The organism is Mycobacterium sp. E1747 (assembly GCF_001667775.1).
In the GTDB taxonomy this organism is placed as follows: domain Bacteria; phylum Actinomycetota; class Actinomycetes; order Mycobacteriales; family Mycobacteriaceae; genus Mycobacterium.
Genome location: NZ_LZJI01000096.1, coordinates 1 through 20,326, shown reverse-complemented (window position 1 = coordinate 20,326; position 20,326 = coordinate 1). Strand labels below are relative to the sequence as shown.

The 20,326-nt window shown below is 64.7% G+C and carries 22 protein-coding genes and 3 pseudogenes; 8 read left to right on the top strand and 17 right to left on the bottom strand.

Features of this window, described 5'->3' with window-relative positions:
* Positions 1-15: 15 nt before the first annotated feature.
* The 7 genes from A5695_RS10055 to A5695_RS10025 all read right to left on the bottom strand — a co-directional run bounded on the left by A5695_RS10055 (position 16) and on the right by A5695_RS10025 (position 6,506).
* Positions 16-1,482 carry an MCE family protein gene (locus tag A5695_RS10055; protein WP_068080506.1) on the bottom strand — a complete coding sequence of 489 codons (1,467 nt, stop codon included), beginning with the start codon at positions 1,480-1,482 and terminating at the stop codon, positions 16-18.
* Positions 1,483-1,486: 4 nt separating this feature from the next.
* Complete coding sequence (locus A5695_RS10050) at positions 1,487-2,338, bottom strand: ABC transporter permease (RefSeq protein WP_068080504.1); 852 nt, start codon at positions 2,336-2,338, stop codon at positions 1,487-1,489.
* Complete coding sequence (locus A5695_RS10045; protein WP_068080502.1) at positions 2,335-3,093, bottom strand: ABC transporter permease; 759 nt, start codon at positions 3,091-3,093, stop codon at positions 2,335-2,337. The genes A5695_RS10050 and A5695_RS10045 overlap by 4 nt, the downstream gene beginning before the upstream one ends.
* A gap of 700 nt (positions 3,094-3,793) precedes the next feature.
* The gene (locus A5695_RS27455) at positions 3,794-4,174 is read right to left on the bottom strand and encodes a DUF305 domain-containing protein (RefSeq protein WP_255398676.1); all 381 of its coding nucleotides are present in this window, start codon (positions 4,172-4,174) and stop codon (positions 3,794-3,796) included.
* Positions 4,175-4,663: 489 nt separating this feature from the next.
* Entirely contained in the window at positions 4,664-5,101 is a 438-nt protein-coding gene (locus tag A5695_RS10035) for a lipoprotein LpqH (protein WP_068080501.1), read from the bottom strand.
* 58 nt (positions 5,102-5,159) lie between these two features.
* Positions 5,160-5,690 (bottom strand): CAP domain-containing protein, encoded by a 531-nt coding sequence (locus tag A5695_RS10030; protein WP_068080499.1) that lies wholly within the window; start codon positions 5,688-5,690, stop codon positions 5,160-5,162.
* Positions 5,691-5,864: 174 nt separating this feature from the next.
* Entirely contained in the window at positions 5,865-6,506 is a 642-nt protein-coding gene (locus tag A5695_RS10025; protein WP_231974778.1) for a DUF732 domain-containing protein, read from the bottom strand.
* On the opposite strand from A5695_RS10025, the pseudogene A5695_RS10020 reads away from it, so the two are divergent.
* The 3 genes and pseudogenes from A5695_RS10020 to A5695_RS10015 form a co-directional block, all read left to right on the top strand.
* Positions 6,408-6,969, top strand: a pseudogene (locus tag A5695_RS10020) (integrase core domain-containing protein); the annotation flags it as partial. The gene A5695_RS10025 and the pseudogene A5695_RS10020 sit on opposite strands and share 99 nt — an antisense overlap.
* A gap of 461 nt (positions 6,970-7,430) precedes the next feature.
* Positions 7,431-7,541 (top strand): annotated as a pseudogene (locus A5695_RS29525) (CAP domain-containing protein); the annotation flags it as partial.
* A gap of 530 nt (positions 7,542-8,071) precedes the next feature.
* A complete protein-coding gene (locus A5695_RS10015) occupies positions 8,072-8,950 on the top strand; it encodes an alpha/beta hydrolase family protein (protein ID WP_082945974.1) in 879 nt (292 codons plus the stop codon).
* Between the two features lie 354 nt (positions 8,951-9,304).
* Here A5695_RS10015 and A5695_RS30025 read toward each other — a convergent pair whose 3' ends face one another.
* The gene (locus A5695_RS30025; RefSeq protein ID WP_068080495.1) at positions 9,305-9,511 is read right to left on the bottom strand and encodes an SDR family NAD(P)-dependent oxidoreductase; all 207 of its coding nucleotides are present in this window, start codon (positions 9,509-9,511) and stop codon (positions 9,305-9,307) included.
* A gap of 63 nt (positions 9,512-9,574) precedes the next feature.
* Positions 9,575-10,384 (bottom strand): class I SAM-dependent methyltransferase, encoded by an 810-nt coding sequence (locus A5695_RS10005; RefSeq protein ID WP_068080493.1) that lies wholly within the window; start codon positions 10,382-10,384, stop codon positions 9,575-9,577.
* Between the two features lie 119 nt (positions 10,385-10,503).
* Between A5695_RS10005 and A5695_RS10000 the strand changes: the two genes are divergently transcribed.
* Positions 10,504-11,136 carry a TetR/AcrR family transcriptional regulator gene (locus A5695_RS10000; protein WP_068080516.1) on the top strand — a complete coding sequence of 211 codons (633 nt, stop codon included), beginning with the start codon at positions 10,504-10,506 and terminating at the stop codon, positions 11,134-11,136.
* 60 nt (positions 11,137-11,196) lie between these two features.
* Here A5695_RS10000 and A5695_RS09995 read toward each other — a convergent pair whose 3' ends face one another.
* From A5695_RS09995 to A5695_RS09975, 5 genes and pseudogenes are all read right to left on the bottom strand, one after another.
* Complete coding sequence (locus tag A5695_RS09995; RefSeq protein ID WP_197515439.1) at positions 11,197-11,679, bottom strand: pyridoxamine 5'-phosphate oxidase family protein; 483 nt, start codon at positions 11,677-11,679, stop codon at positions 11,197-11,199.
* A gap of 333 nt (positions 11,680-12,012) precedes the next feature.
* Positions 12,013-12,342 (bottom strand): annotated as a pseudogene (locus A5695_RS09990) (acyltransferase family protein); the annotation flags it as partial.
* A 159-nt stretch (positions 12,343-12,501) separates the two neighbouring features.
* Positions 12,502-12,795 carry a YiaA/YiaB family inner membrane protein gene (locus A5695_RS09985; RefSeq protein WP_068080487.1) on the bottom strand — a complete coding sequence of 98 codons (294 nt, stop codon included), beginning with the start codon at positions 12,793-12,795 and terminating at the stop codon, positions 12,502-12,504.
* 102 nt (positions 12,796-12,897) lie between these two features.
* Positions 12,898-13,710: an IclR family transcriptional regulator gene (locus A5695_RS09980; RefSeq protein ID WP_068080485.1), complete on the bottom strand. Its 813-nt coding sequence runs from the start codon at positions 13,708-13,710 to the stop codon at positions 12,898-12,900.
* Positions 13,711-13,751: 41 nt separating this feature from the next.
* On the bottom strand, positions 13,752-14,834 hold the full coding sequence (locus tag A5695_RS09975; protein WP_068080484.1) for a permease: 1,083 nt from the start codon (positions 14,832-14,834) through the stop codon (positions 13,752-13,754).
* Positions 14,835-14,931: 97 nt separating this feature from the next.
* On the opposite strand from A5695_RS09975, the gene A5695_RS09970 reads away from it, so the two are divergent.
* Together A5695_RS09970 and A5695_RS09965 are read left to right on the top strand one after the other, a co-directional pair.
* The gene (locus A5695_RS09970; protein WP_082945969.1) at positions 14,932-15,750 is read left to right on the top strand and encodes an SGNH/GDSL hydrolase family protein; all 819 of its coding nucleotides are present in this window, start codon (positions 14,932-14,934) and stop codon (positions 15,748-15,750) included.
* A gap of 36 nt (positions 15,751-15,786) precedes the next feature.
* Positions 15,787-16,443 carry a DedA family protein gene (locus A5695_RS09965; RefSeq protein WP_068080482.1) on the top strand — a complete coding sequence of 219 codons (657 nt, stop codon included), beginning with the start codon at positions 15,787-15,789 and terminating at the stop codon, positions 16,441-16,443.
* A 9-nt stretch (positions 16,444-16,452) separates the two neighbouring features.
* On the opposite strand, the gene A5695_RS09960 is transcribed toward A5695_RS09965, so the two are convergent.
* Positions 16,453-17,073 carry a TetR/AcrR family transcriptional regulator gene (locus tag A5695_RS09960; RefSeq protein ID WP_068080480.1) on the bottom strand — a complete coding sequence of 207 codons (621 nt, stop codon included), beginning with the start codon at positions 17,071-17,073 and terminating at the stop codon, positions 16,453-16,455.
* Positions 17,074-17,227: 154 nt separating this feature from the next.
* Between A5695_RS09960 and A5695_RS09955 the strand changes: the two genes are divergently transcribed.
* Together A5695_RS09955 and A5695_RS09950 are read left to right on the top strand one after the other, a co-directional pair.
* Positions 17,228-17,665, top strand: a complete 438-nt coding sequence (locus tag A5695_RS09955; RefSeq protein WP_068080478.1) for an anti-sigma factor antagonist — start codon at positions 17,228-17,230, stop codon at positions 17,663-17,665.
* Between the two features lie 37 nt (positions 17,666-17,702).
* Entirely contained in the window at positions 17,703-18,785 is a 1,083-nt protein-coding gene (locus tag A5695_RS09950; protein ID WP_068080473.1) for a glutamate--cysteine ligase, read from the top strand.
* Between the two features lie 19 nt (positions 18,786-18,804).
* On the opposite strand, the gene A5695_RS09945 is transcribed toward A5695_RS09950, so the two are convergent.
* Positions 18,805-19,590 carry a sulfite exporter TauE/SafE family protein gene (locus A5695_RS09945; protein WP_082945968.1) on the bottom strand — a complete coding sequence of 262 codons (786 nt, stop codon included), beginning with the start codon at positions 19,588-19,590 and terminating at the stop codon, positions 18,805-18,807.
* Positions 19,591-19,655: 65 nt separating this feature from the next.
* The coding region (locus A5695_RS09940) for a catalase (protein ID WP_068080469.1) at positions 19,656-20,326 on the bottom strand (671 nt) is incomplete at its 5' end.

The window sequence follows — 20,326 nt, the reverse complement described above, 5'->3', positions numbered from 1 at the left end:
ATCGCGTTCCTGCGGTCACGGCGCTGGCCGTGACTCGGGCGGTGTCGGTGGGCACGGTTGGTTGAGGAGTCCGCACGTTGGTTGCATTCCCGGATACACCGGCTTGAACGGCTCTGAGCCGGGCGGCGCTTGTCGCGGTTCCTTCGGCCTGCCGGGCGGCGGAGCCGGCGGCAGACCTGGATACAGTGGCGTTCCGTCCGGGGCGTACCGCTTGGCACCGTAGGGCGGCGCACCCGGATACGGGACCGGTCCCGGAGCCGGGCCGCCCGGGTGGCGGATGCTGGGCGGTTGGGGTGTCCCACGGGTAGTCGGGGCGTAATTGGCGTAGCCCGGGAAACCGATACCGGGATTGGGCCGCACGTCCAGTCCGCTGCCCCATCCGGAGTCGGTGATCAAATAGCGCACCGGCCAGTTGTTGGCGACGTCGGGCAAGGAACCGCAGCCGGGCGCTCCCCCGGGTCCACCTTTTTGGTCGGTGACGGGCAGGTTTTGTGGGTACTGGTACGAATCGTCGCCCAACAGCAACGCGACGTCCAGAATCGTCGACTTTCCATCGGCGCCGCCCGTGACGTCGAATCCCCCATTGTCCAGGTAGACCTTTCCGCCAACCAGGGTGCACGTGAGTTCGGGGTTGTATTTCATCAGCAAGCGCGTCGTCGACTCGAGCACGTTGATCGAATGGACCAGGTTGTTCTTGGCTGGGCCGAGCAGGTTGATGCCGCTGTTAGAAAGCCCGGTTACGTTGAGCAGCAACGAGTCCAGGGCTTTCCTGTTGTTGGTGATCGTAGCGCTGGTCGTGCTGGCGGCGTCCAGCACGGTGAGTAGGTCGGGAGCGGCCGCGCTGTAGGTGTCGGCAAACCCTTTGAGCGCGCGGTAATCGGCCCGGATCGTCTCGCTCCGAGGATTGATCGCCATCAGCACCTGGTTGGCAGCGGTGATGGCTTCACCGAGGACTGCTCCCTTGCCGCGAAAGCCCTCGGCCAAGGCCGACAGCACCGCATTCAGTTTGGCGGTGTCGATCTGGTTCAGCACGCCGGCCAGGTTCTGGAAGATTGTGTTGGCCTCGATGCTCACGTTGCGCGACCTCAGCACCGCGCCGGTAGCCAGCGGCTTCGAGCTGGGATGGCTAGGAGCCGTCAGCTCAACGTATTTCGCGCCGAACACCGTCGGCGCGCTGATCTGGGCTTCGACATTGGCCGGGATGTATTTAAGCTGGTCCGCATATAACTCCAGCTGTAGTTTCACCGGGCCGGTGGGCTGAATCGAAGCGACGCGACCGACTTGAACGCCGCGGAACTTCACCGGTGCATAGGGGTCCATCACCAGGCCCGCCCGCTCCGAGGTGAGTGTCACGTGTGCGTAAGACCGGAAGTTGCCATTGAAGGACACTACGGTGACGGCGACGGTAGCAACGATCACCGTGACGAGGATCAGGGTCCACCATGCGGGGTGCAGGCCAGCCGCGCGTCGTTTTGGATTCACGGCGCTACCCGGATAGGTGGAAGCCGCCGGACCGGCCGTAAAGGGCCAGTGCCATTACCGTCGTCACAAACACCGCCACGATCAGCGAGGCGCGCACCGCACGACCTGTCGCCTCACCCACGCCTGCGGGCCCGCCGGAAGCGTGGAAACCGTAATAGGTGTGGATAAGCATGATCACCATTGCCTGACCGATCACCTGAAGCAGCGCCCACAACAAATCCAGCGGCCGCAGGAACGTGTGGAAGTAATGGTCATAGGCGCCCGACGACTGGCCGTCGACGAAGACGACAATTGTCCTGCTGGCGAGGAATCCCACCAGCTCGGCGGTACAAAACAGCGGGATCACCACGATCACACCGCCGAGCACCCGGGTCGACACCAGGTAGGTAATGGTGCGGACGCCCATCACCTCAAGCGCATCGATCTCCTCGGCGATCCGCATTGCACCCAGTTGGGCGGTGGCCCCGGCACCGACGGTGGCGGCCAGGCCGACCGCGGCGAGCAGTGGAGCGGCGATGCGCGGGTTGACATAGGCGGAGAAGAAACCGCTCAGCGCTTCCACGCCGATACTGTGCAGTTCGGAATATCCCACGATGCCCACCACGGAGCCGACGTTCAGCAGCATGAAGGAGACGATGACCACCGAGCCACCGATCAAGGCGAGTGCGCCGACGCCCAAACTCATTCCGGCGATGACCCGCAGCGTTTCTTCTTGGTATTTGATGGCGGCTTCACCGATATACCGGACGCTCGTGAAGTAAAACGCCGTCTGCTCTCCGAGGCGGTTCCACCCTTCGACCCCGCCACGCAAGCGCCGCTGCCACAGCGGCCGCAGTGTACTGGGACCACTGCTCATACGATCGACTTCGCGCCGACGGCGGTGACCAACATACTGATCACGAACAAGGCCACGAACGTATACACAACAGTCTCATTGACCGCGTTGCCGACGCCTTGCGGACCGCCTCCCACCGTCAGGCCTTTGTAACAGGCGATAAGTCCGCCGGCGACGCCGAACAACACGGACTTGACGAAGCAGAAAACGACGTCCCGTAGCCCGACGACCAACGTCAAGCTCGTCATAAAGGCGCCAGGGGTCACATGCTCGACGTACACCGAGAAGACATAACAACCGGCCAGACCCACGACGCACACCACCGAAGTCAGCAGTACCGCGTTGAGGATCAGTGCCGCGACTCTCGGCACCACCAGCCGCTGAATGGGATTGATGCCCAGCACCTTCATGGCGTCGATTTCTTCTCGAATGGTCCTCGCACCAAGATCGGCGCACATAGCCGTGGCACCGGCACCGCCGATGACAAATACTGTCGTTATTGGCCCGTCCTGGGTCAGGACGGCAAGCGCCGCACCGGTTCCCGCGGCATCCCCGGCACCGATCTCGAACAAGATGATGTTGAGCATCGCGATGACCAACACGTTGAACGGGATGATCAGCAGGATGGCGGGCGCCAGGGACACCCGGGCGACGAACCAGCTCTGATGGACGAACTCACGCCAGGCAAAGGGCGGGCGCACCAGCTGCACCAGGGCGTCCAGCGACATGCCGAAAAAACCACCGAACTCGCGTACCGGTTTGGCCAGGGACGTCATTGCAACCACTAGCGAGCCCCTTCGCCAATCGTCCTGGTTTGCATAAGCGGCTGAAACCCTCCCTCAACCTGATCGACCCTTCGACCAGTCCGCAACCGCACATCTGTGACTCACGACACCAACGGCTGCCGCAGAACGGTACACCACAATTACGAACCTGAGCAACAAAATGAAGCGATTTGACCGACACCGAACCAGTTCCACCTAGTAGACCAGGTAAGCCTTGTACTGAAGGTGCCCCAGACGAACGAAAACCGCGTCGCATCACGCGCCTGGAACGCCGCTTTCGGGAACCGACGGTCGCGCGGCGACTAGCCCCGCACCGAGTGCTATTGACCGCCATTTTGCCCACGTCAGGGCCATATCCAGCGGGCGGGCGTTGCAAAGGACTGGTAAACGCAGTGTGCGATTGAAGACCCGGCGCCCTGGACACACCGCGAGCCGGATCAGTACCGGCGTACCGAGTGGCCACGTCCCGCGGCGCCCGGGTTTCGGCGTTTCCACGGTGCCGGACGAGGATCAGCGAATTCCTCCCAGCAAACAACCTATGGGCCACGCCGCCCGCGCCTCACCCCATCGCAAGTTCGGCGGTAGCCGCTCAGCGTGACATGCCGGACCGCGCCGCCGAATGGTCGTTTCGCGACATCGCCATCCCCCGACCAGCAGCCGACGGTTACGGCGATCCGGCGCGCCAGATGAATCAGCGTCCGAGCATCTGGTCAATTTCGCCCACTCGATCTTGCTCTACTTTGACGATCTGCTTTGCCAAACCGATGGCATCGGCGTTTTTATCCTTGGCCACTTCGGCTTTGGCCATTTCGATTGCTCCCCGATCGAGGAGGGTCATCGTCTGCAGCCGCAGCGTGTCAAATTGATTGGCGTGCAACGAGCTAAGCTTCGCGATGGTGGCATCGTCGGCCATACCCATTATTGGGGCGCCCTGCCCGCCGCCCACCATGGTCTCCGGATTCTCGTTCCATTGCACCCGTAACACTCGCAAAACCGCCACGTCCGAATCCAGGGCCGCGCTGGTCTTCGCAGCGAAGCCGATGACGCCTGGATCGACAGAGTGATCCGGGATAATTGCTTGCCCTGGTCGTGGTGCAGGATCATGTGATCGGCGAAGGCGAGATCGTCAGCGTTGTAACCCGCGGGCACGCCGGTTATGCGCGGCGCGTCGGAGTTGGCTGAGCTGGGGATGGTTGTCTGACGGCGGGCTACTGCAACCCGATAGGGATACCGCGATCACCAAGGCCGCGGCAACTGCAGCGATACGCCCAGTTAGCGACAGCACGACCGGCTGATCCACCGGAGCTCAGCTGGTGGCATTTCTTCGCTGTAAGTTGCCCAACGTCGAGCCAGCTTGCGAGCACAGCCTCATGCGTGCAATTTGATCCGGCACGAAATCGTCGTCGGTGGCGTTCAAACCTGGCAAGCGGCTTACTTTTCCTTCACGGTGAACGACGACCGGCGTCCGTCGTTTCGCCGCGGCGAAGTCATTGGCGCTGTCGGGGCACGGAAGCACCACGACGGTTTGGGGTTAGGCGCACATGCTTCATCGTCGGGCACCTCAACACGAGACTCTGATCGTGAACGGTTGCTTCGTAGGCTCAACCGATGACGGGTCGTACCCGAGTGCCGACCCGGTGATGTCGTAGGTCGATCCGGTTACTGTCACGGAGGCGTCGCCTTCCAGGCCTTGGTTGTAGTCCCCAATGAAGCCGCCGGGCTGACGAATCCTCACGAAGCCGACGGCGAGTGGCCCGGCGTTGGATAGCAACACCGTCGCGCCCTCTTGGGCGCCACCGGCCTCAATCATGGTATGCGATCCCACCGTCGAACACCGGACCGCCGTAGTGGTCACGACCTTTTCGCCCTGGACGCTTAACTGTGCTGTCCCCGGTGCCAGCGTCCCGGGTCTAGCCCTCAGGGGTGGTGTGGACGAGCAGCCCACCGCTATGCCAGCGACCAAGACGAGCGTGGGCGTAAGCATGACGAGCTTCTTCATCGCACCATCCCGCTCATTGACGGCCGACAACGACCGATCGCCGAGGGCGGCACGGCAATCAGCTCGGCTGCCCGTAGACGGCAACCACGACGCTGCGGTCCAGACTGTTTTGCGACCACACTCCGATCTGGGTGTTGGCGCAGTTGGACATGATGGCGTAGTAGTCCGGGCGGTAATACCAATTGGCCATGATATCAAGGTTGTTGATGGCCAATGCCGGTTGAATGGCCACGGTTTCAGCGACCGTACCGCGATAGCCGGCGGCCTGGGCCCGGTCCTGCACCGTCGATCCGTCCGACCCGATGTCACCGTCAAGCGCACGGTTATTGAGCACGTCGTCGGTATGCCACTGCGCTGCCAACTGGAGTTGTCGATTGATCTTCAGCTCGGTGGTGCACCCGCCCTGGTGTTGAACAGTGTACACATTGCCGACAACGCTGTTGTTGAGCCGCCTGTTATTTGGTATGAGCGTGTTGTCGTCATTATCCGCATGCGTGGTCGGGACGCCGGATGCGATGATCCCAGTGCCTACGAGGATGAGCACCGACAGCATCGGCGCGCGACGTCGCGCTAGCTCCCTGACTTCCATGAGAACTCATCGTTGCACAAGTCGCACCGACGTCAAGGGTTTCTTAGTTAACCGGGTGAACCTGCTCTCCGATCCAGGCTGAACGGACTTCCGCTGCTCGGAGGGAGCGATGCCGCACGAAGCGAACTCCGCGATCTGGCGTCGACGTCGAAGCGGCGCGAGAAGCTCAGCGCCTCACTTGCCAGCTACATCGCCTTGCAGCCCGCTGACCGGGCTTTCGGTACCCGCGGGCGCCTGATAGCCGGCCGCGGACTTTCGCAGCTGCCAAATCTGTTCGGGACAGTATTGACTGACCGCATATGAGACCAGAAAATTCGCCGCATACTCGTCGTTGGGGGTGACATCGCTTTTCACCTGGCCCATTACTCGGGCAAAGCTTTGGCCGCCGCTGACCTCGTCGCAGATCTCATGGCCGTAGCTGATGGCGTCACCGTTCGGAAAATCATAGTGCCGGCGCACCGTCACGTTATAGACGAAGTCGACGTCCGGTGAGGGAACGGCATGCGCCGGCGGTGGCATCACCAGCCAGCCCGCCACCGCGGCGGCGAAGAGAGGCAAGGCAGTCCACGGCGTGCGGCGGGGACTGTTGTAAAAGAACCACCGGCGCGGGCTCATCTTGTTCCTCAAAGTGAATGGAAGTGGCCGACCTGAGTCTAGTCGCGCAACCGCCGCCATCCGCCTGCCTTTCTCGATCAATTCGGGATTAACGATAAGCGTCTGGCACCGGCGTCGTCGCCGGATCAGATCGTCCGCAAGCTCGCCGAGGGCATCAAGCTGCTGGCGTCGGGTCAGGAGCTCGACGAGGTTTGTCGTCACCTGTAGATCGCCGAGTCGACCTGGCATCGCTGGGTGGCCCAGTACGGCGGCATCAAGGCCAGCGACGCCGAGCGGCCTAAGGAACTAGAAGCCGAGTTGCTCAACGTGATCGACGAGTTCACCCATGAAGCGCTCGCCATTGAGGTTGATCGCCGCATCCACGCTGACGGCGTCGGTGTTGTCTTGGACCGCCTGGGTCCACACCCACTGGCGCGCCGACCTATGTGCGCTTCGACGACGGTCCGGAGTTCGTGGCCCCCGCCGTCAACGGTTGGTGTCGATTCCACGGCGCCGCTTCACTATTCATCGATCCCGGCTCGCCATGGCAGAACGCCCGGAGCGAGTCATTCAACGGCCGGCTCTGTGATGAACTGCTCAACGCCTGGCGCTTCGACTCGCTCCTGGAAGCCCCGTGATCATTGAGGACTGGCGCCGCGACTACAACGTCAGCAGACCCCACACCGTCCGTCCTGCGGGCTGGCGATGGCGATGGCGACGTGTATTCATGCTCCCAGAAGAAGTTGTGTTCCAAGGTTTGTGCATTCCCATGCTCAATTCAGCGGTGACGGCCGCACCGGCTGCTTCCCGAACAGGGCGGAAGCGATCCGCACGACCGATTTCGCCGCTCGGTCCACGCCATGGAACCGATTCGCCGCCGTGCAGACCGACTCCCGTAGGCCAGCCATTATCGTCGGCCCATCACACGGACGCGAGATGCGGGCAAGTCCGCGATGTCGCACGGTCTCCTATAGGCACGGGAGACACGAACTCGCGTAGTCAGTTTCTCGATCGTGTCGGTCGGTTGCCATGGCCTTGACGGACATATTCCGCAGGCCTAACCTGGCGGTCATCATCAAAGGTTACTAGGTTAATCAGGAGCTTCGTTGCGATTGACGGAGCGGGTGATCAAGGAGGGTGACTCGGATGGATCCCAATCCGGACTATGACGCCAGCGATGAAGTTGAGTACGGATTCCAAGCGTTCGCCTGGATATTGCGAGGGGCGTACCCCCCTCCGGCCTACCCCGAGCAGTAGCGAGCTACCCGCGCAACTCACCCCGTCTCGGCAGGAGAGTCGATGATAAAGCTGGATCTGCTAGCGTGTTTGCCGTCGGCCCAGCTCGACATATCGACACCCCGAGAACTGCTGGACCGAACTTTCCTCATGGACCTTGCCGCTCTTGACGCCTGAGATGGGACACCGGCCCGGTCAGCGGACAACGGTGGATGCGACGGATCGTCCGGCGCGCCGGACCACACGCCTTCTCGCCCCGCTCCTGTTCATTGAAACCGACGACTTAGAGGCTACCGACATAGCGATTCCGTGGCGGCCTCTGGCATCGACAAGTGCCCGGTGAACTCGGAGCATCCCGTAGTGGTCTGCTCCTCGAGGCCCGCGGAACTGCGCGCGCACTATCGCGTGAAATTCCAGTTATGGCTGGTTAACCTAGTGCACCAGCTAATCTGTGCCCAGTATGTTCTCGATAATGAAAGTCGAGGTGCGGAGTGCGTACCAACCCACTCGCAGCCAACTTTGGGGTGGCCAACCCGAACCGCGTATTCGTCCTGTTGCGGGCCATATTTGCCGTAGTGCTGACAGCGGGATGGTGTGCCACCGTGACGCATGCCCGTACGGCAGGTGCTGCGAGCTACGAGACCTTGATGGTGCCCTCGCCGGCCATGGGGCGCGATATTCCAGTGGCATTCATGGCCGGCGGGCCGCATGCGGTGTATCTCCTGGATCCCTTCGACGCTGGCCCCGACGTCAGCAATTGGATAACGGCGGGCAACGCCATGAACGCCTTGGCCGGCAAAGGCATCTCAGTGGCCGCACCGGCCGGCGGTGCCTACAGCATGTACACCAACTGGGAGCAGGACGGCAGTAAGCAGTGGGAAACATTCCTCTCGAGTGAGCTGCCAGATTGGTTGGCGGCCAACAAGGGCTTGGCTGCTGGGGGCCACGGCGTGGTCGGCGCGTCGCAGGGTGGCTACGCAGCGGCGGCGCTCGCCGCTTTCCACCCCGACCGATTCCGCTACGCCGGCTCACTATCGGGCTTCCTCGCTCCCGAACGAACCGGGGTCGACGGCGCCATCACCGATGGCCTGCAACGGTACGGTGGTGCCGACACCGTAAACATGTGGGGCGTGCCGCAGGCGGGCCGGTGGAAGTGGCATTCTCCAACCGCCCACGTGCAACTGCTTAGCGATAACAACACGCGATTGTGGGTGTATAGCCCGAAAGGCTCGGCGGCTAGTGACCCCGCCGCAATGATCGGTTACCCGGAGATCGCGCATGGGACGAACGTCGTATTCGCCGGCCAGTACCGGGCAAGCGGCGGCGCTAACGCTCACATCGATTTTCCCGAGGGCGGGGACAACGGTTGGTCAACCTGGGGTTCACAACTTGTCGCGATGTCCGGCGACCTAGCAGCCAACATTCACTAACAGCTGACTTCGTCGTGCCACTACATCTAGGTGCGGCCGAAGTGGAGGCGCACGCCGAACGGTGTCGCCTCTGCGGCCTGTAGCTATCCAGGATCAGCCGAACCCGCCCGCCAGGGGGGCTCGACGCTGCCGGCCATCGCGTGACGGCGGGCAAATCGGCCGGAATCAGTAGAGCGCCGGCGAGTTCGGCGGCGTCGGTTTCCTGGTCGGCGGATGCGGCGGCGCAATGCCCCTCGTCATCCATCCAGACGCCGGACAGTTCATGTACGGCAGCGAAGTGCGCGACTTGCTCCGCGATTTCGCCGGCGTCGATCCCCCCGCGACGACCTCCACGACGCGACGAGTTCGTCACCGTCAAACGCGCCGGCCGGGTTGCGTGAGCGAGCTGCCGGCAGGCACGATGGCCTCAGGTGCGCCGACGACGGCGCCCTTTTCGATATCGCGGTCGGCGATCCAGACCCTAAAGCCCTTCTGCCCCAGGGCTTGTGCGACCCCGAGTCCGATTCCGCTGCTGCCGCCGGTCACCACCGCGGTGCGCTGCCGATTCCTGTCGTCGTTCATCGGAGGTTCCCGGCGGCCAGACACTGCTGAGTTGGTATCCCTCGACGTTGGGTCTACTCAGACTCAGACATTTGCGGCCGGCTTCGAGTAGATAACGGCGCCGCCGCCCAAGGAACCGAGCCCCTTAGTAACCGGCGTGAAATCGACGGTGAGTGTCGGATCTGCCCTGTGCCCCAGCGCAGAGAATGCCGACTTGCTGTACATCCGCAGCATGCTGATAACTCCGTCATGAAACACATAGCGCCACTTAGGGATTACCGCGGTCACGAGGGCGCCGGCGGGTAACCAGACGGCCAGAAGGAGCAGCAATACAAGCGCCGGGGGCCGCATACCGTCGATGACGACGAACTTCCTGCCCACACGGGTGCCTTCGGCGATAGCCCGGCATGCCGCTTCCGGAGGCAAGTGGTGGAAGGCGGTGGAAAAGACGACGAGATCATAACTGGCATCGTCTGCGTCGATATTCGTTGCGTCCATGACCCGTGTCGTTGCCCTAGCATCGGCGCCCAGCGGGCCCGAAGCGATGTTAGCGACAGATGTCGGATTGATGTCGGTGACCGTCACCTGCGCCCCGGGGTGCATTGCCAAGATGTGCCTGGACAGTTCACCGTGTCCTGCTCCGAGTTCAAGAATCTTCGGGGAGGGGGCGCCGCCGAGCATGCCGACAATGCAGCGTGCCTGCTTTTCGTGGGTACCGTGCCGCTCGCCCATACGGTGTAGCGCTGCGATGACCGTCTGCTTCACCTCTTCTGGCACATCATCGCGATCCAGATACTCCAACCGGTCGGTCTGGAGCAGACGATTCAACCAGGACGCACCGGGGCCGCCTCGCGGCATGTGCTCTAGCGTCGTCGCTTCGATGTGAGAAGTCATTCGTCGCATCCTTTCCGTCACAACGTTGCACTTTCTGCATTGTATGCATCAACTGTACTCCGCGTCGACACGGCGCGCCCGTGGTCGTGCACATTGTGCAGACAGTGCACAATTGTGCGATGGTTGACCGAGCATCCAGCCTTCGAGAGCGTCGGCGTCTGCAGACAACGAACGACATCCACACCGCCGCGCTACGCCTCGCCCGGGAGCGGGGATATGACAACGTCACGATTGAACAGATCAGTGCTGAGGCCGGCATAGCCGAGCGCACCTTTTTCAACTATTTCGCCACGAAGGAAGCGGCTGTCGCGTACGCACCCCTGGAACTTCCAGACGATTTGACAGGAGAGTTCATGGGTCGGGGCAAGGCATCGCGTTCGGTCGTCCTGAGCGAACTGATCGCCCTCATTGCCCAACACCTCGAACAACATCCGCCCTCGAGGCGCCAGACCGACGATATCCGAGTCGTGGCTATGGAACACCCCACCGTCTTGGCGGCGGTCTTGACGACGTACGAGGCATTCCACGCCTCCACGGCCGACATCGTGTCCAAGCGTTTGAAACTGCCTGCCACAGATGAAGTCCCACAACTCATCGCCAGCCTGGCGTTGGCGACCGTACGAACTGGTATTGACATGTGGTCACATGCCGACCCGACCGATCCTGATACGCCAGTTCCCTACGTACGTCGAGCCGCGCGAATCCTTCCCAGCTTTTTCGGTCAGAACAGCGCGAGTCGCGCTCGCACCTAAGAAGCGACGTCTGCACAACGGCCTGCATCGAAGTGACGACGCACCGACCCGACCGCAGTGCTACCGGATACCCTCCGCACCATGGTCGTTGCGGCGCACGGCTGCCAGATTCTTATAGTTTTCGACATCGAATTCGACGAACCGACGCCCTTCCAAGTTGAAGCCCCACGAGATGACCGGCGCGATCCGGATGTACTGACTGGCTTCGCGGTCTTCAGCGCCGTGCGTCTGCACTGAATCGAACCGGCCTTTGCGTTCGACGACGTCGGCGGTGCCGTAGATACGCATCCATTGCAGCGACATCGGAAACTCAGGATCTCTGAACTCGAGAAAGAACGCCACCTTAGAGTTTCCTCCAACAACGTTGCGATACTTGCGGGACTTCAACTGATTCAAGCCACCGATGTAGAGGAACGTGTCGTCAAACTCGTAACTCACGGCGACGACGTCCGGTTGGCCATCTGAGGATACGGTCGCAAGCGACCCAGTTCCGAGGTCGGACCTAGATCGAAGAAACGCGATCTCTTCTTCGGTGTACGGCATGCACATCTCCCTCTCAGGCGAAACGGCGTCACACACCTGGGGCAGCACCCATCCCCGCATGTCGGTGGACGTAACGCACCTGTTGTCACAGCATCCGCGCGATCATGTTGCAGGGCAGCCCAACCCGGACGTACCCGAAGATCAAGCAGACTTATACACCGTAGGCATATTATGCAGAAACTGCAACCTAGCACCGCGTGTCAGTTTTCCTCGCCCGCACACATCATTCCGCCCGCTTGACCATGACATTTCTCGGTAGCACTTGCTGCAGATATTGCAGTTACTGCGTTATCAATACGCAGTGCGGCAGTTGGCACTGGTACCCGGTGACGCGGGCCGGAACAGTCTGGTGCAGCGTTTCATCAGCCAGTCACCCCAGTTGGTGCCGGCAGACCACGACGACAGGCAGGCCGCGGCGCCGGCGAAGAAGAACAGCGGCATGATCTGCAGGAGCCAGGTCGCCGCCTGAAACACCACCGAAGTGGTCAGCAGGTTATCCCAGATCAACACGTGGTTTTCGATGATGCTGATGGCCATCACGGTGTGGAAGAGCACCACACCGATCAGCGACGTGATGCGGATGACGTCCAGGACGCGATCGCGGTCGGCCGGAGTGGCCGCCGCCACCTCGGCGACGTCGGGGAATTTCGCAAGAACTGCCATGGGATGGTACCGAACCTTTCGGGAAATCTATTGGTGGAGATCGGAATCGGGCGGCCATGCCTCGGGGATGTACCGGCGGGGTGGGTGCCAGGAAAAGCATGGCCGATCGCGCGGGACCAGCACCCGCGCGATCTACGCGTCACGCCTGAGTAGTACTACTCAATTCGCGGCGGCATTGAGCGGGTCGTAGTCGGCCAGCAGCTTCTCGATGCGTGCCTCGTCAAGGCGCACCCGCACGGTGGTGGCTTCCTGTTGGTCGCGAATCACCTTGGCCAGCGTGAACGCGCTCGACACCAAGAACAGGAAAGTCATACCGAGGAAGGATCGCTGCCACCCGTCGAGCGGCAGCAAGTAGATGCCGCCCAGCGCGGCGATGAAGCTGATCGCGAACGCGACAGCGGCTTGAACGAAAAACGCGGCAGTGGTCTTGGACATGCTAGTGGGAACGGTCATGCCAAACAGCCTGCGGCAGCGCGCCGCTCGCGGGATCCGTAAGACTACTCAATTATTGGCGCGGTGGCCGCGGTCACGGACCCGGGTGCGGTTCGGGCGGCATCAGCCCAGCTGTTCGCCAATCTCCTTGGCGGCCTTGGTAAGTGCCGCCGCCACCGCGGCGTGACGCGAGATGTCCATCCGGTTCACCGGTGCGGCCGCGTTGAGCGCGAGCCGCAGCCCCGGGGCCCGCGTCGGTATGGGTACCGCGACCGAAGCGACGCCTTCCTCGCTTTCCTCGCGGTTGACGGCGTACCCGCGCTCGCGAACGGCGGCGAGCTCGGCCGCCAACTCGGTTCGGCTGCCGATCGAGGACGCCGTGATGCGTTCCAGCCGCTCGTGGGGCAGCAGCTGGCGCAGCTCGGGCTCCGGCAGCTGCGCCAGCATCGCCTTGCCCGTCGAGGTGCAATGCGCCGGCATGGCGCGGCCCAGCCGGGAGGCCACCCGAACCGCGGCCGGGCCTTCGACGGCGGCGACGAAGCGGACGCTGGCGCCGTCCAGCATCCCGACGTGGACGGTTTCGCGCAGCTGTTCGGCGAGGCTTCGCATGATCGGGGTGGCCGATCGCTGGATGTCGACTCGGCCGAAGATCGCGAACGCCACACCCGTCAACGACGGGCCGGGCAGGTACGCCTTCGACACCGGGTCTTGCCGGACGAACCCGCGGTAGGCCAGCATCGCCAGCAGCCGGTGCGCGGTGGAGGACGCCACACCCAGGTATCGGGTCGCCTCGCTCAACCGGATCTGGGGTTGTTCCCCCAACAACAGCAGCAGCTTGAGCGCGTTGTCGACCGACTCGATCGGATACTGCGGCGCAAGCGAATCGGCGGCCGGCGCCGCGGCGCTCTCGGCACCCGCCTCGCGCTTCTTCGCCATGACAGTGAAGTTACCCGGCGACAACGCGCGGGGGTTGCGACTCAGAGCAAGCTCAGGACGGCCGCACCGAGCAACCCCGCCGCGATCACCACCCCGGTCGTGGTCGCGGTGGCCTTCCACCCGAAGCTGCGGGCGACCATCGCGGCACCCGGGATGCTCACCGCCGGCAGGGTGATCAGCAACGCACCGATGGTCCCCGACGACGCGCCCAGCAGGGCCAACCCCTGCAGGATCGGGATTTCTCCTGCCGTCGGGATGACGATCAGGGTGCCCACGGTCGCGACCAGGGTGACGAGCAGCAGACCCGCCAGCAGGCCGTGGTGCGCCGGTTGACCCAACGTGAGCAGCCACCCGCGCAGCGCCCCGACCAGCAATACCAGAATGGCGTACTCCGGCAGCAAGAACAGCCCCAACCACAGCAGCGCCCGCGCGAACCGACGCGGTCTCCCCGTGGCCTCGTCGGCCACGGAAGCCGCGGGGGCCGCCGGCTCGCCGCCGGGTGCGCGAGAAGTCAGCCCCACCGCCGCCGCGACGCCGAGCACCGTCGCGACGCCCACCACCGCCCTGGTCAGCGTCCACTGCCAGGGCGCGACGAACAACAGGAAAACGAGCACCGCCGGGTTGAGCAGCGGATTCCCCAGCCAGTACGCCACGGCAGCCGGAGGAGTGACGCCGTTGCGCCGCAAGGTGACGGCGACCGGGGCGGCGCAGCAGGTGCACATCATCGACGGCATGCCGGCCACGCCTCCGGCCAGCGCGCTCGAGACCAGCCGACGGCGGTTCAACGCCAACGGCAACCACGACCGCGGCATCAACGCCTGCACCGAGGCGCTGATCAGCAGCGCGACCGCCAGCGCCGGCCAGATCGACGAGGCGTACGCGTGGAAGAACGTCGCGGCGGCGTGCCACGTCGGGCGATCCCCGGCGTGCACCCCGCCGACGGCGAGGATGCTCGAGCCGGACCAGTGGTGGGTCCGTCCGACGGTGAGGGCCTTGAGGGCATACGGCGTCCACTTCGCCCACAGCAGCCCCACCACGAACACCGCCACGGTGACCAAAACACCGATCGCGAGGTTTCTTTCGCGGCCCGCGCGAATTACATTGCCCTTCAAAGGCATCGCCATGATCGATGAGGCTAGTCCAAAGACTGTGATTTTCTCGCGTCGAGTGGGTGGCCCCGCCTGATGCACCGGGAGCGCGATCCCGATTATTCTCGGCATCGTGCGCGGGGTTATTCCGGCTGGATATCGCCGTTACGTCGCCATCGGAGACAGCCAGACCGAGGGCTTGTGGGACGGCGACGACGTCGTCGGTCTCCTCGGTTTTGCGGACCGGCTCGCCGTCATGCTTGATTCGGCCTATCCGGGCCTGCACTACGCCAACCTGGCGATCCGCGGCAAGCGGATCGCCGACGTGTTGTACGAGCAAGTCCCGCAGGCCCTGGAGATGCAGCCGGACCTGATCACCGTGTGCGCCGGGATGAACGACGTCATCCAGCCGGGGCGCTCGTTCGGCCCGGCCCTGGCCGACCTCGAGTACGTCTACGCCACGCTGGCCAGGTCGGGCGCGACGGTGGTGACGACGACCTTTCCCAACGTCGCGCAGTTCCTCCCGCTCGGGCGGCTGGTGTCCGGGCGCCTCGCCCGCATCAACGCGGCGATCACGGCGGCCGCCGATCGCTACGGGTTCGGGCTCGTCGACCTGTACAACGCGCCGTCCATGCGGGAGTTGGACACCTGGGCCGTCGACCGCGTGCACGCCTCCAGCAAAGGGCACATGTTGTTCGCCGCCGCTGCCGCCGAGGCGCTGAATCTGCCTGGCAGCAACCATGATTGGGCCCACGGGAGCCCGGAGGCCAGGCGGCGGTCGCTCAGCGCGGGCGCGTACGAACAGCTGCGCTGGACGCAGGACAGCTTCTTCCCGTGGATCTGGCGCCGGCTGCGCGGCCTGTCGTCGGCCGACGGGCGGGAACCCAAGCGGCCGCGGCTGGAAAGCCTCGGCGCGCCGAGCCGGCCGGCCGACGCGAACCGGAGGGTTTAGGGCGCGTATCCCCCGGCGGTCAGGCATCCTGGACGCATGGATGTGGAGGCTTTGCTGCATGCGATCCCGCCGCTCGCGGTCTACCTGGTGGTCGGCGGTGTGGTCGGGCTGGAGAGCCTGGGCATCCCCCTGCCGGGCGAGATCATCCTGGTCAGCGCGGCGCTGATGTCGTCGCACGACGATCTGCCGGTCAACCCCGTCGGTGTCGGCGTCGCGGCGGTGATCGGCGCGGTGGTCGGCGACTCGATCGGCTATGCGATCGGGCGGCGGTTCGGCATGCCGCTCTTCGACCGCCTGGGCCGGCGGTTCCCCAAACATTTCGGCCCCGGACACGTCGCGTTGGCCGAAAAGTTGTTCAGCCGCTGGGGAGTTCGCGCGGTCTTCTTCGGCCGGTTCATCGCGCTGCTGCGGATATTCGCCGGGCCGCTGGCCGGAGCGTTGAAGATGCATTACCCGCGCTTCTTGGCGGCCAACGTCTCGGGCGCCATCTGCTGGGCCGGCGGCACCACCGCGCTGGTGTATTTCGCCGGCATGGCCGCGGAACGCTGGATGGAGCGGTTCTCCTGGATCGCACTGGTGATCGCGATCGTGTTCGGCCTGATCGCCGCCTTCGCGCTGCGCGAACGCACCTCGCGGGCCATCGCCGAACTCGAGGCCGAGCATTACCGCAAGGCCGAGAACACCGCGGCCTGACCCCAGCGGCTAGCTGGCCGCCTCGCCGAGGTCCTCCGGCGCCACCGGCCGGTGCTCTTCGATGAGCCCGATGGCCATCCTGCGGGCACGCAGAGCGGCATCCCCGTCGCCCACGGCCGCCAGCACGATGGCGCCCTTCATCAGGATGTGCCAGGACGAGGCGAAGTCCTCGACGTCGGTCAGCCCCGCCGCGACGGCCCGGTGACGCACGATGTCGCGGACGTGGTCGATGTGGACGATGCAGGCCTGTCCCGCCGGGGAATCGGGCCCGAGCTCGAGCAACACGTTGATGAACGAGCAGCCCTCGTAGCCGTCGCGCAGCTGAATCCAGTCGTGCATGACGTCGAAGATCGCGAGCAGCTGTTCCTCGGGCGTCTCGCCCCGCTGCCGGGACTGTTCCTCGATGAGGCCGTGGGTCCACAGTTCCTCGCGCCGCTGCAGCACGGCCAGCACCAGGTCGTTCTTGGTGGCGAAGTGGCGGTACAACGTGGCCTTGGCGACGCCGGCGCGGTCGATCACCTCTTCGGTGCCGACAGCACGGATTCCACGCCGGCTGAACAGGTCATATGCCGCGGTCAGGATACGTTCACGCGCCGACGCGGCGGGCCTTCCGACATCGGAAGTTGTCATAACAACCCACAACATACTCTTAGCCGGGACATGTAGACAGACAGACCTGTCTTGTTATAGAAATGAGATTCGCATTCCGCGAAGAGTCTGTCTTCAGAGGGCAGGACGGGCATCCATCGCAGCGTCGTAGGCGCCTGTCGATTAGGAGTCCACGATGAGCTCGGCCATTGCAGAACCGATGACAACTACCCACCTGATGCTGAGCACGAAGCTGGTCTATGAGCTGGGCGATCCGAACAGCACGCTGCGCGCGACGGCCGATCGCAGCGGCCCGGCGGTCCTGATCTACGCGGGCGGTGAGGTCGACGCCTGCAACGAGCACACCTGGCGCCAGCTGGTCAGCGAAGTCGCGGGAATCGTCATCGGGCCCGGTCCCCTGGTCATCGACGTCACGGGACTCGACTTCATGGGTTGCTGCGCGTTTGCGGTGCTGGCCGACGAGGCCAAGCGCTGCAAGGATCGCGGCGTCGAACTGCGCCTGGTGAGCCGCGAGCCGATCGTCACCCGCATCGTCGACGCGTGCGGCCTGTCCGGGCTGCTGCCCATCTACCCGACCGCCGACTCGGCGCTGGCGTCCGCGACCCGTTGGTGACGGGGACGCACCGGCACTGATCGGCCCTCCCGGCCGGATGAGCGACCCTCCCACCTTCGGCGCGGAGGAGGAATTCCTCCTCGTCGACCCGCGAACCGGCGAACCGGCTCCGCGAAACAGCGATGTGGCCGCCGCGGCCGAGCGCCAGGGCGTCGAGCTGCAGCTGGAACTGAGCAGTTGCCAGGTGGAAACCACCTCCAGCGTCGTCGCGACCGGCCCGGAACTCGGCGCGGAATTGTCCCGGTTGCGGCGCACGGCCGCACAGGCGGCCGAATCGGTGGGACTACAGCTGCTCGCGGCCGGACTTCCGCCGGCCACGCCGCACGAGTTTCCGGTCACCGACACCCCGCGCTATCAGCGGATCGGCGCCGAGTACGGGATGGTCGCGCACGAGCAGGGCATCTGCGGATGCCATGTGCACGTGCAGGTTCCGAACCGCGCGGCCGCCATTCATGTCAGCAATTGGCTGCGGGCGTGGCTGCCGTCGTTGCTTGCACTGTCGGCGAATTCGGCGATCTACCGTGGCGCCGACACCGGCTACGCCAGCTGGCGCAGCGTCCTGTGGCGACGCTGGCCGGTGGCCGGGCCGCCGCCCTTCTTTCCCTCGCCCGACGACTACGACCGCACGGTGCGGATGCTGATCGACAGCGAGATCATCCTGGATCACAAGATGGTCTATTGGGATGCGCGCCCGTCGGAGAACTTCCCGACGATCGAGGTGCGGGTGGCCGACGTGCCGGCGACCGTGGCCGAGACGGTCTTGCTCGCCACGCTGGTCCGGGCCGCGGTGATTACGGCGCTCGAGGACGGTGAGGTCGAGCGGCTCGCGCCGGCGGCCCTGCGCGCGGCCTACTGGAAGGCCGCCCACGACGGGCTCGCCGGACGCACTCTCGACCTGGTCCACGGCCGGGGATCCGTGCCGGCGCGTGAGCAATTGGGCGCGCTCGTGCGGCGCGTCCGGCCGACGCTGGAATCGCTCGGCGAATACGACCGCGTGACAGTCGAACTCGACCGAATCGCCGCCCAAGGTAACGGGGCGATGCGCCAGCTGCGGGCGTGGCGCAAGCACGGCGAGGTGAGGGACGTCATCGACGAGGCGGCCACCGCGACCCTGGACTGAAACCCGTTGCCGCGCTCTTTCACGCCACGGCGACCAGTCGATACAGCCCGATCAGGCCGACCACCACGATCGTCGCGCGCAGCGCGTTGCCCGACAGCCGCCGCCCGTAACGCGCCCCGATCAGTCCGCCGACCAGTGAGCCCGCCGCGATCAGCCCGGCGGCCGGCCAGCTGATCCGGTCGAACGCGACCAGCGTATAGGCCACGGCGGCAACAACATTCACCACCAGCGTCAGCAGGTTCTTGGCGGCGTTCATCCGCTGCACCGACTCGGGCAGCAGCGCGCCCATCAGGCCGACGAGCAGGATGCCCTGGGCGGCGGTGAAATAGCCGCCGTAGACGCCGACGGCGAACGTGCCGAGCACGAGGACGGCCATGCGCGCGGGGGTGATGTGCTCGGGTGAGCGGCCGGCCACCTCGGCGCGCCGGCCGGTCCACGCCTGGATTCTCGGGCCGACGACCACGAGCACCAACGCCAGCACCAGCAGCACCGGCACCACCTCGGCGAAGACCTTCTCCGGCAGGTGCAGCAGCAGGAAGGCGCCGAGCACCGCGCCGGCCAGGGAGGCGGGCAGCTGCCAGCGCAGGCGATTCCATTGGCCACGCAACTCGGCGCGGTAGCCCCAGGTGCCCGACACGCTGCCGGCGACCAGGCCGGTCGCGTTCGACATGGTGGCGGTGACCGGCGGGAAGCCCAGGGCGACCAACGTCGGGAACGTGATCAGGGTGCCGGACCCGACGAGCGCGTTGATGGCGCCCGCGCCGAGCCCGGCCAAACAGATCAACAGCATGTGGGAAGGCGACACTGAAGAAAAACCTTAGCCTGCCGCCGGTTTCGGCCCGCGCGCGACCGCCGGATACCGCTCCCTCGTCAGGCGGATGGCGCCTCGGCCCCGCGGTCGACGCCGGTGCGCAGCTTGACCGACGCCGAATACGCGAGCGTCCGGAAGTGCAGGACCGGGTCGTCGGAGGGCTCGATGCCGTCGGTCACCCGCATCGGGTCGAACACGACGATGTCACCGCCGTGCTCGCGTTCGGTCTCGAGGCCGGTGATCTCGATGGTGCCGACGGTCGCGATCTGGGTGCTTTGCCATGCCGCGGACGGGTCGACCGTGGAGTCGGTGGGCCCGCCGATCTGGACGCGATATTCGAACCGCACCGGCCCGCTTTCCAGGCGCGCATTCAATTCGTCGGTGAGGAAGTCGGCAGCCTCGCCGTGAGCAGCCGACGCGGACAGGTAGTTCTGCGCGGCGGCCGGAACCAGGTGGTAGCGAACGAATCTGGCGCTGCCGTCGGCGGCGACCCAGCGAAAGGCGTGCAGGCCGTGGTATTCGGTGGTGGCGTAGCTGGCCGGGATCTTGTTGGCGTCGCGCACCACCGGCAGCGCGCCGAGCAGCCTGGGATGGGTGAGGAAGTATTTGGCCATGCGCAGCGGCGTGGTCAGGCCGGGCCGCATAGCCTTGAGCAGATCGACGAATCCGTCGGGTGTGCTCGAGACGAAGAGCCGGGCGGTCTGCGTCGACACGTCGGTGGTGGAGCCGT

Coding starts and splice junctions, on each gene's coding strand:
- A5695_RS10050 (WP_068080504.1), bottom strand. CDS start 2,338: ATGAGCAGTGGTCCCAGTACACTGCGGCCGCTGTGGCAGCGGCGCTTG.
- A5695_RS10045 (WP_068080502.1), bottom strand. CDS start 3,093: ATGACGTCCCTGGCCAAACCGGTACGCGAGTTCGGTGGTTTTTTCGGC.
- A5695_RS10035 (WP_068080501.1), bottom strand. CDS start 5,101: ATGAAGAAGCTCGTCATGCTTACGCCCACGCTCGTCTTGGTCGCTGGC.
- A5695_RS10030 (WP_068080499.1), bottom strand. CDS start 5,690: ATGGAAGTCAGGGAGCTAGCGCGACGTCGCGCGCCGATGCTGTCGGTG.
- A5695_RS30025 (WP_068080495.1), bottom strand. CDS start 9,511: ATGAACGACGACAGGAATCGGCAGCGCACCGCGGTGGTGACCGGCGGC.
- A5695_RS10005 (WP_068080493.1), bottom strand. CDS start 10,384: ATGACTTCTCACATCGAAGCGACGACGCTAGAGCACATGCCGCGAGGC.
- A5695_RS10000 (WP_068080516.1), top strand. CDS start 10,504: ATGGTTGACCGAGCATCCAGCCTTCGAGAGCGTCGGCGTCTGCAGACA.
- A5695_RS09995 (WP_197515439.1), bottom strand. CDS start 11,679: ATGCCGTACACCGAAGAAGAGATCGCGTTTCTTCGATCTAGGTCCGAC.
- A5695_RS09985 (WP_068080487.1), bottom strand. CDS start 12,795: ATGACCGTTCCCACTAGCATGTCCAAGACCACTGCCGCGTTTTTCGTT.
- A5695_RS09980 (WP_068080485.1), bottom strand. CDS start 13,710: ATGGCGAAGAAGCGCGAGGCGGGTGCCGAGAGCGCCGCGGCGCCGGCC.
- A5695_RS09975 (WP_068080484.1), bottom strand. CDS start 14,834: ATGGCGATGCCTTTGAAGGGCAATGTAATTCGCGCGGGCCGCGAAAGA.
- A5695_RS09965 (WP_068080482.1), top strand. CDS start 15,787: ATGGATGTGGAGGCTTTGCTGCATGCGATCCCGCCGCTCGCGGTCTAC.
- A5695_RS09960 (WP_068080480.1), bottom strand. CDS start 17,073: ATGACAACTTCCGATGTCGGAAGGCCCGCCGCGTCGGCGCGTGAACGT.
- A5695_RS09955 (WP_068080478.1), top strand. CDS start 17,228: ATGAGCTCGGCCATTGCAGAACCGATGACAACTACCCACCTGATGCTG.
- A5695_RS09950 (WP_068080473.1), top strand. CDS start 17,703: ATGAGCGACCCTCCCACCTTCGGCGCGGAGGAGGAATTCCTCCTCGTC.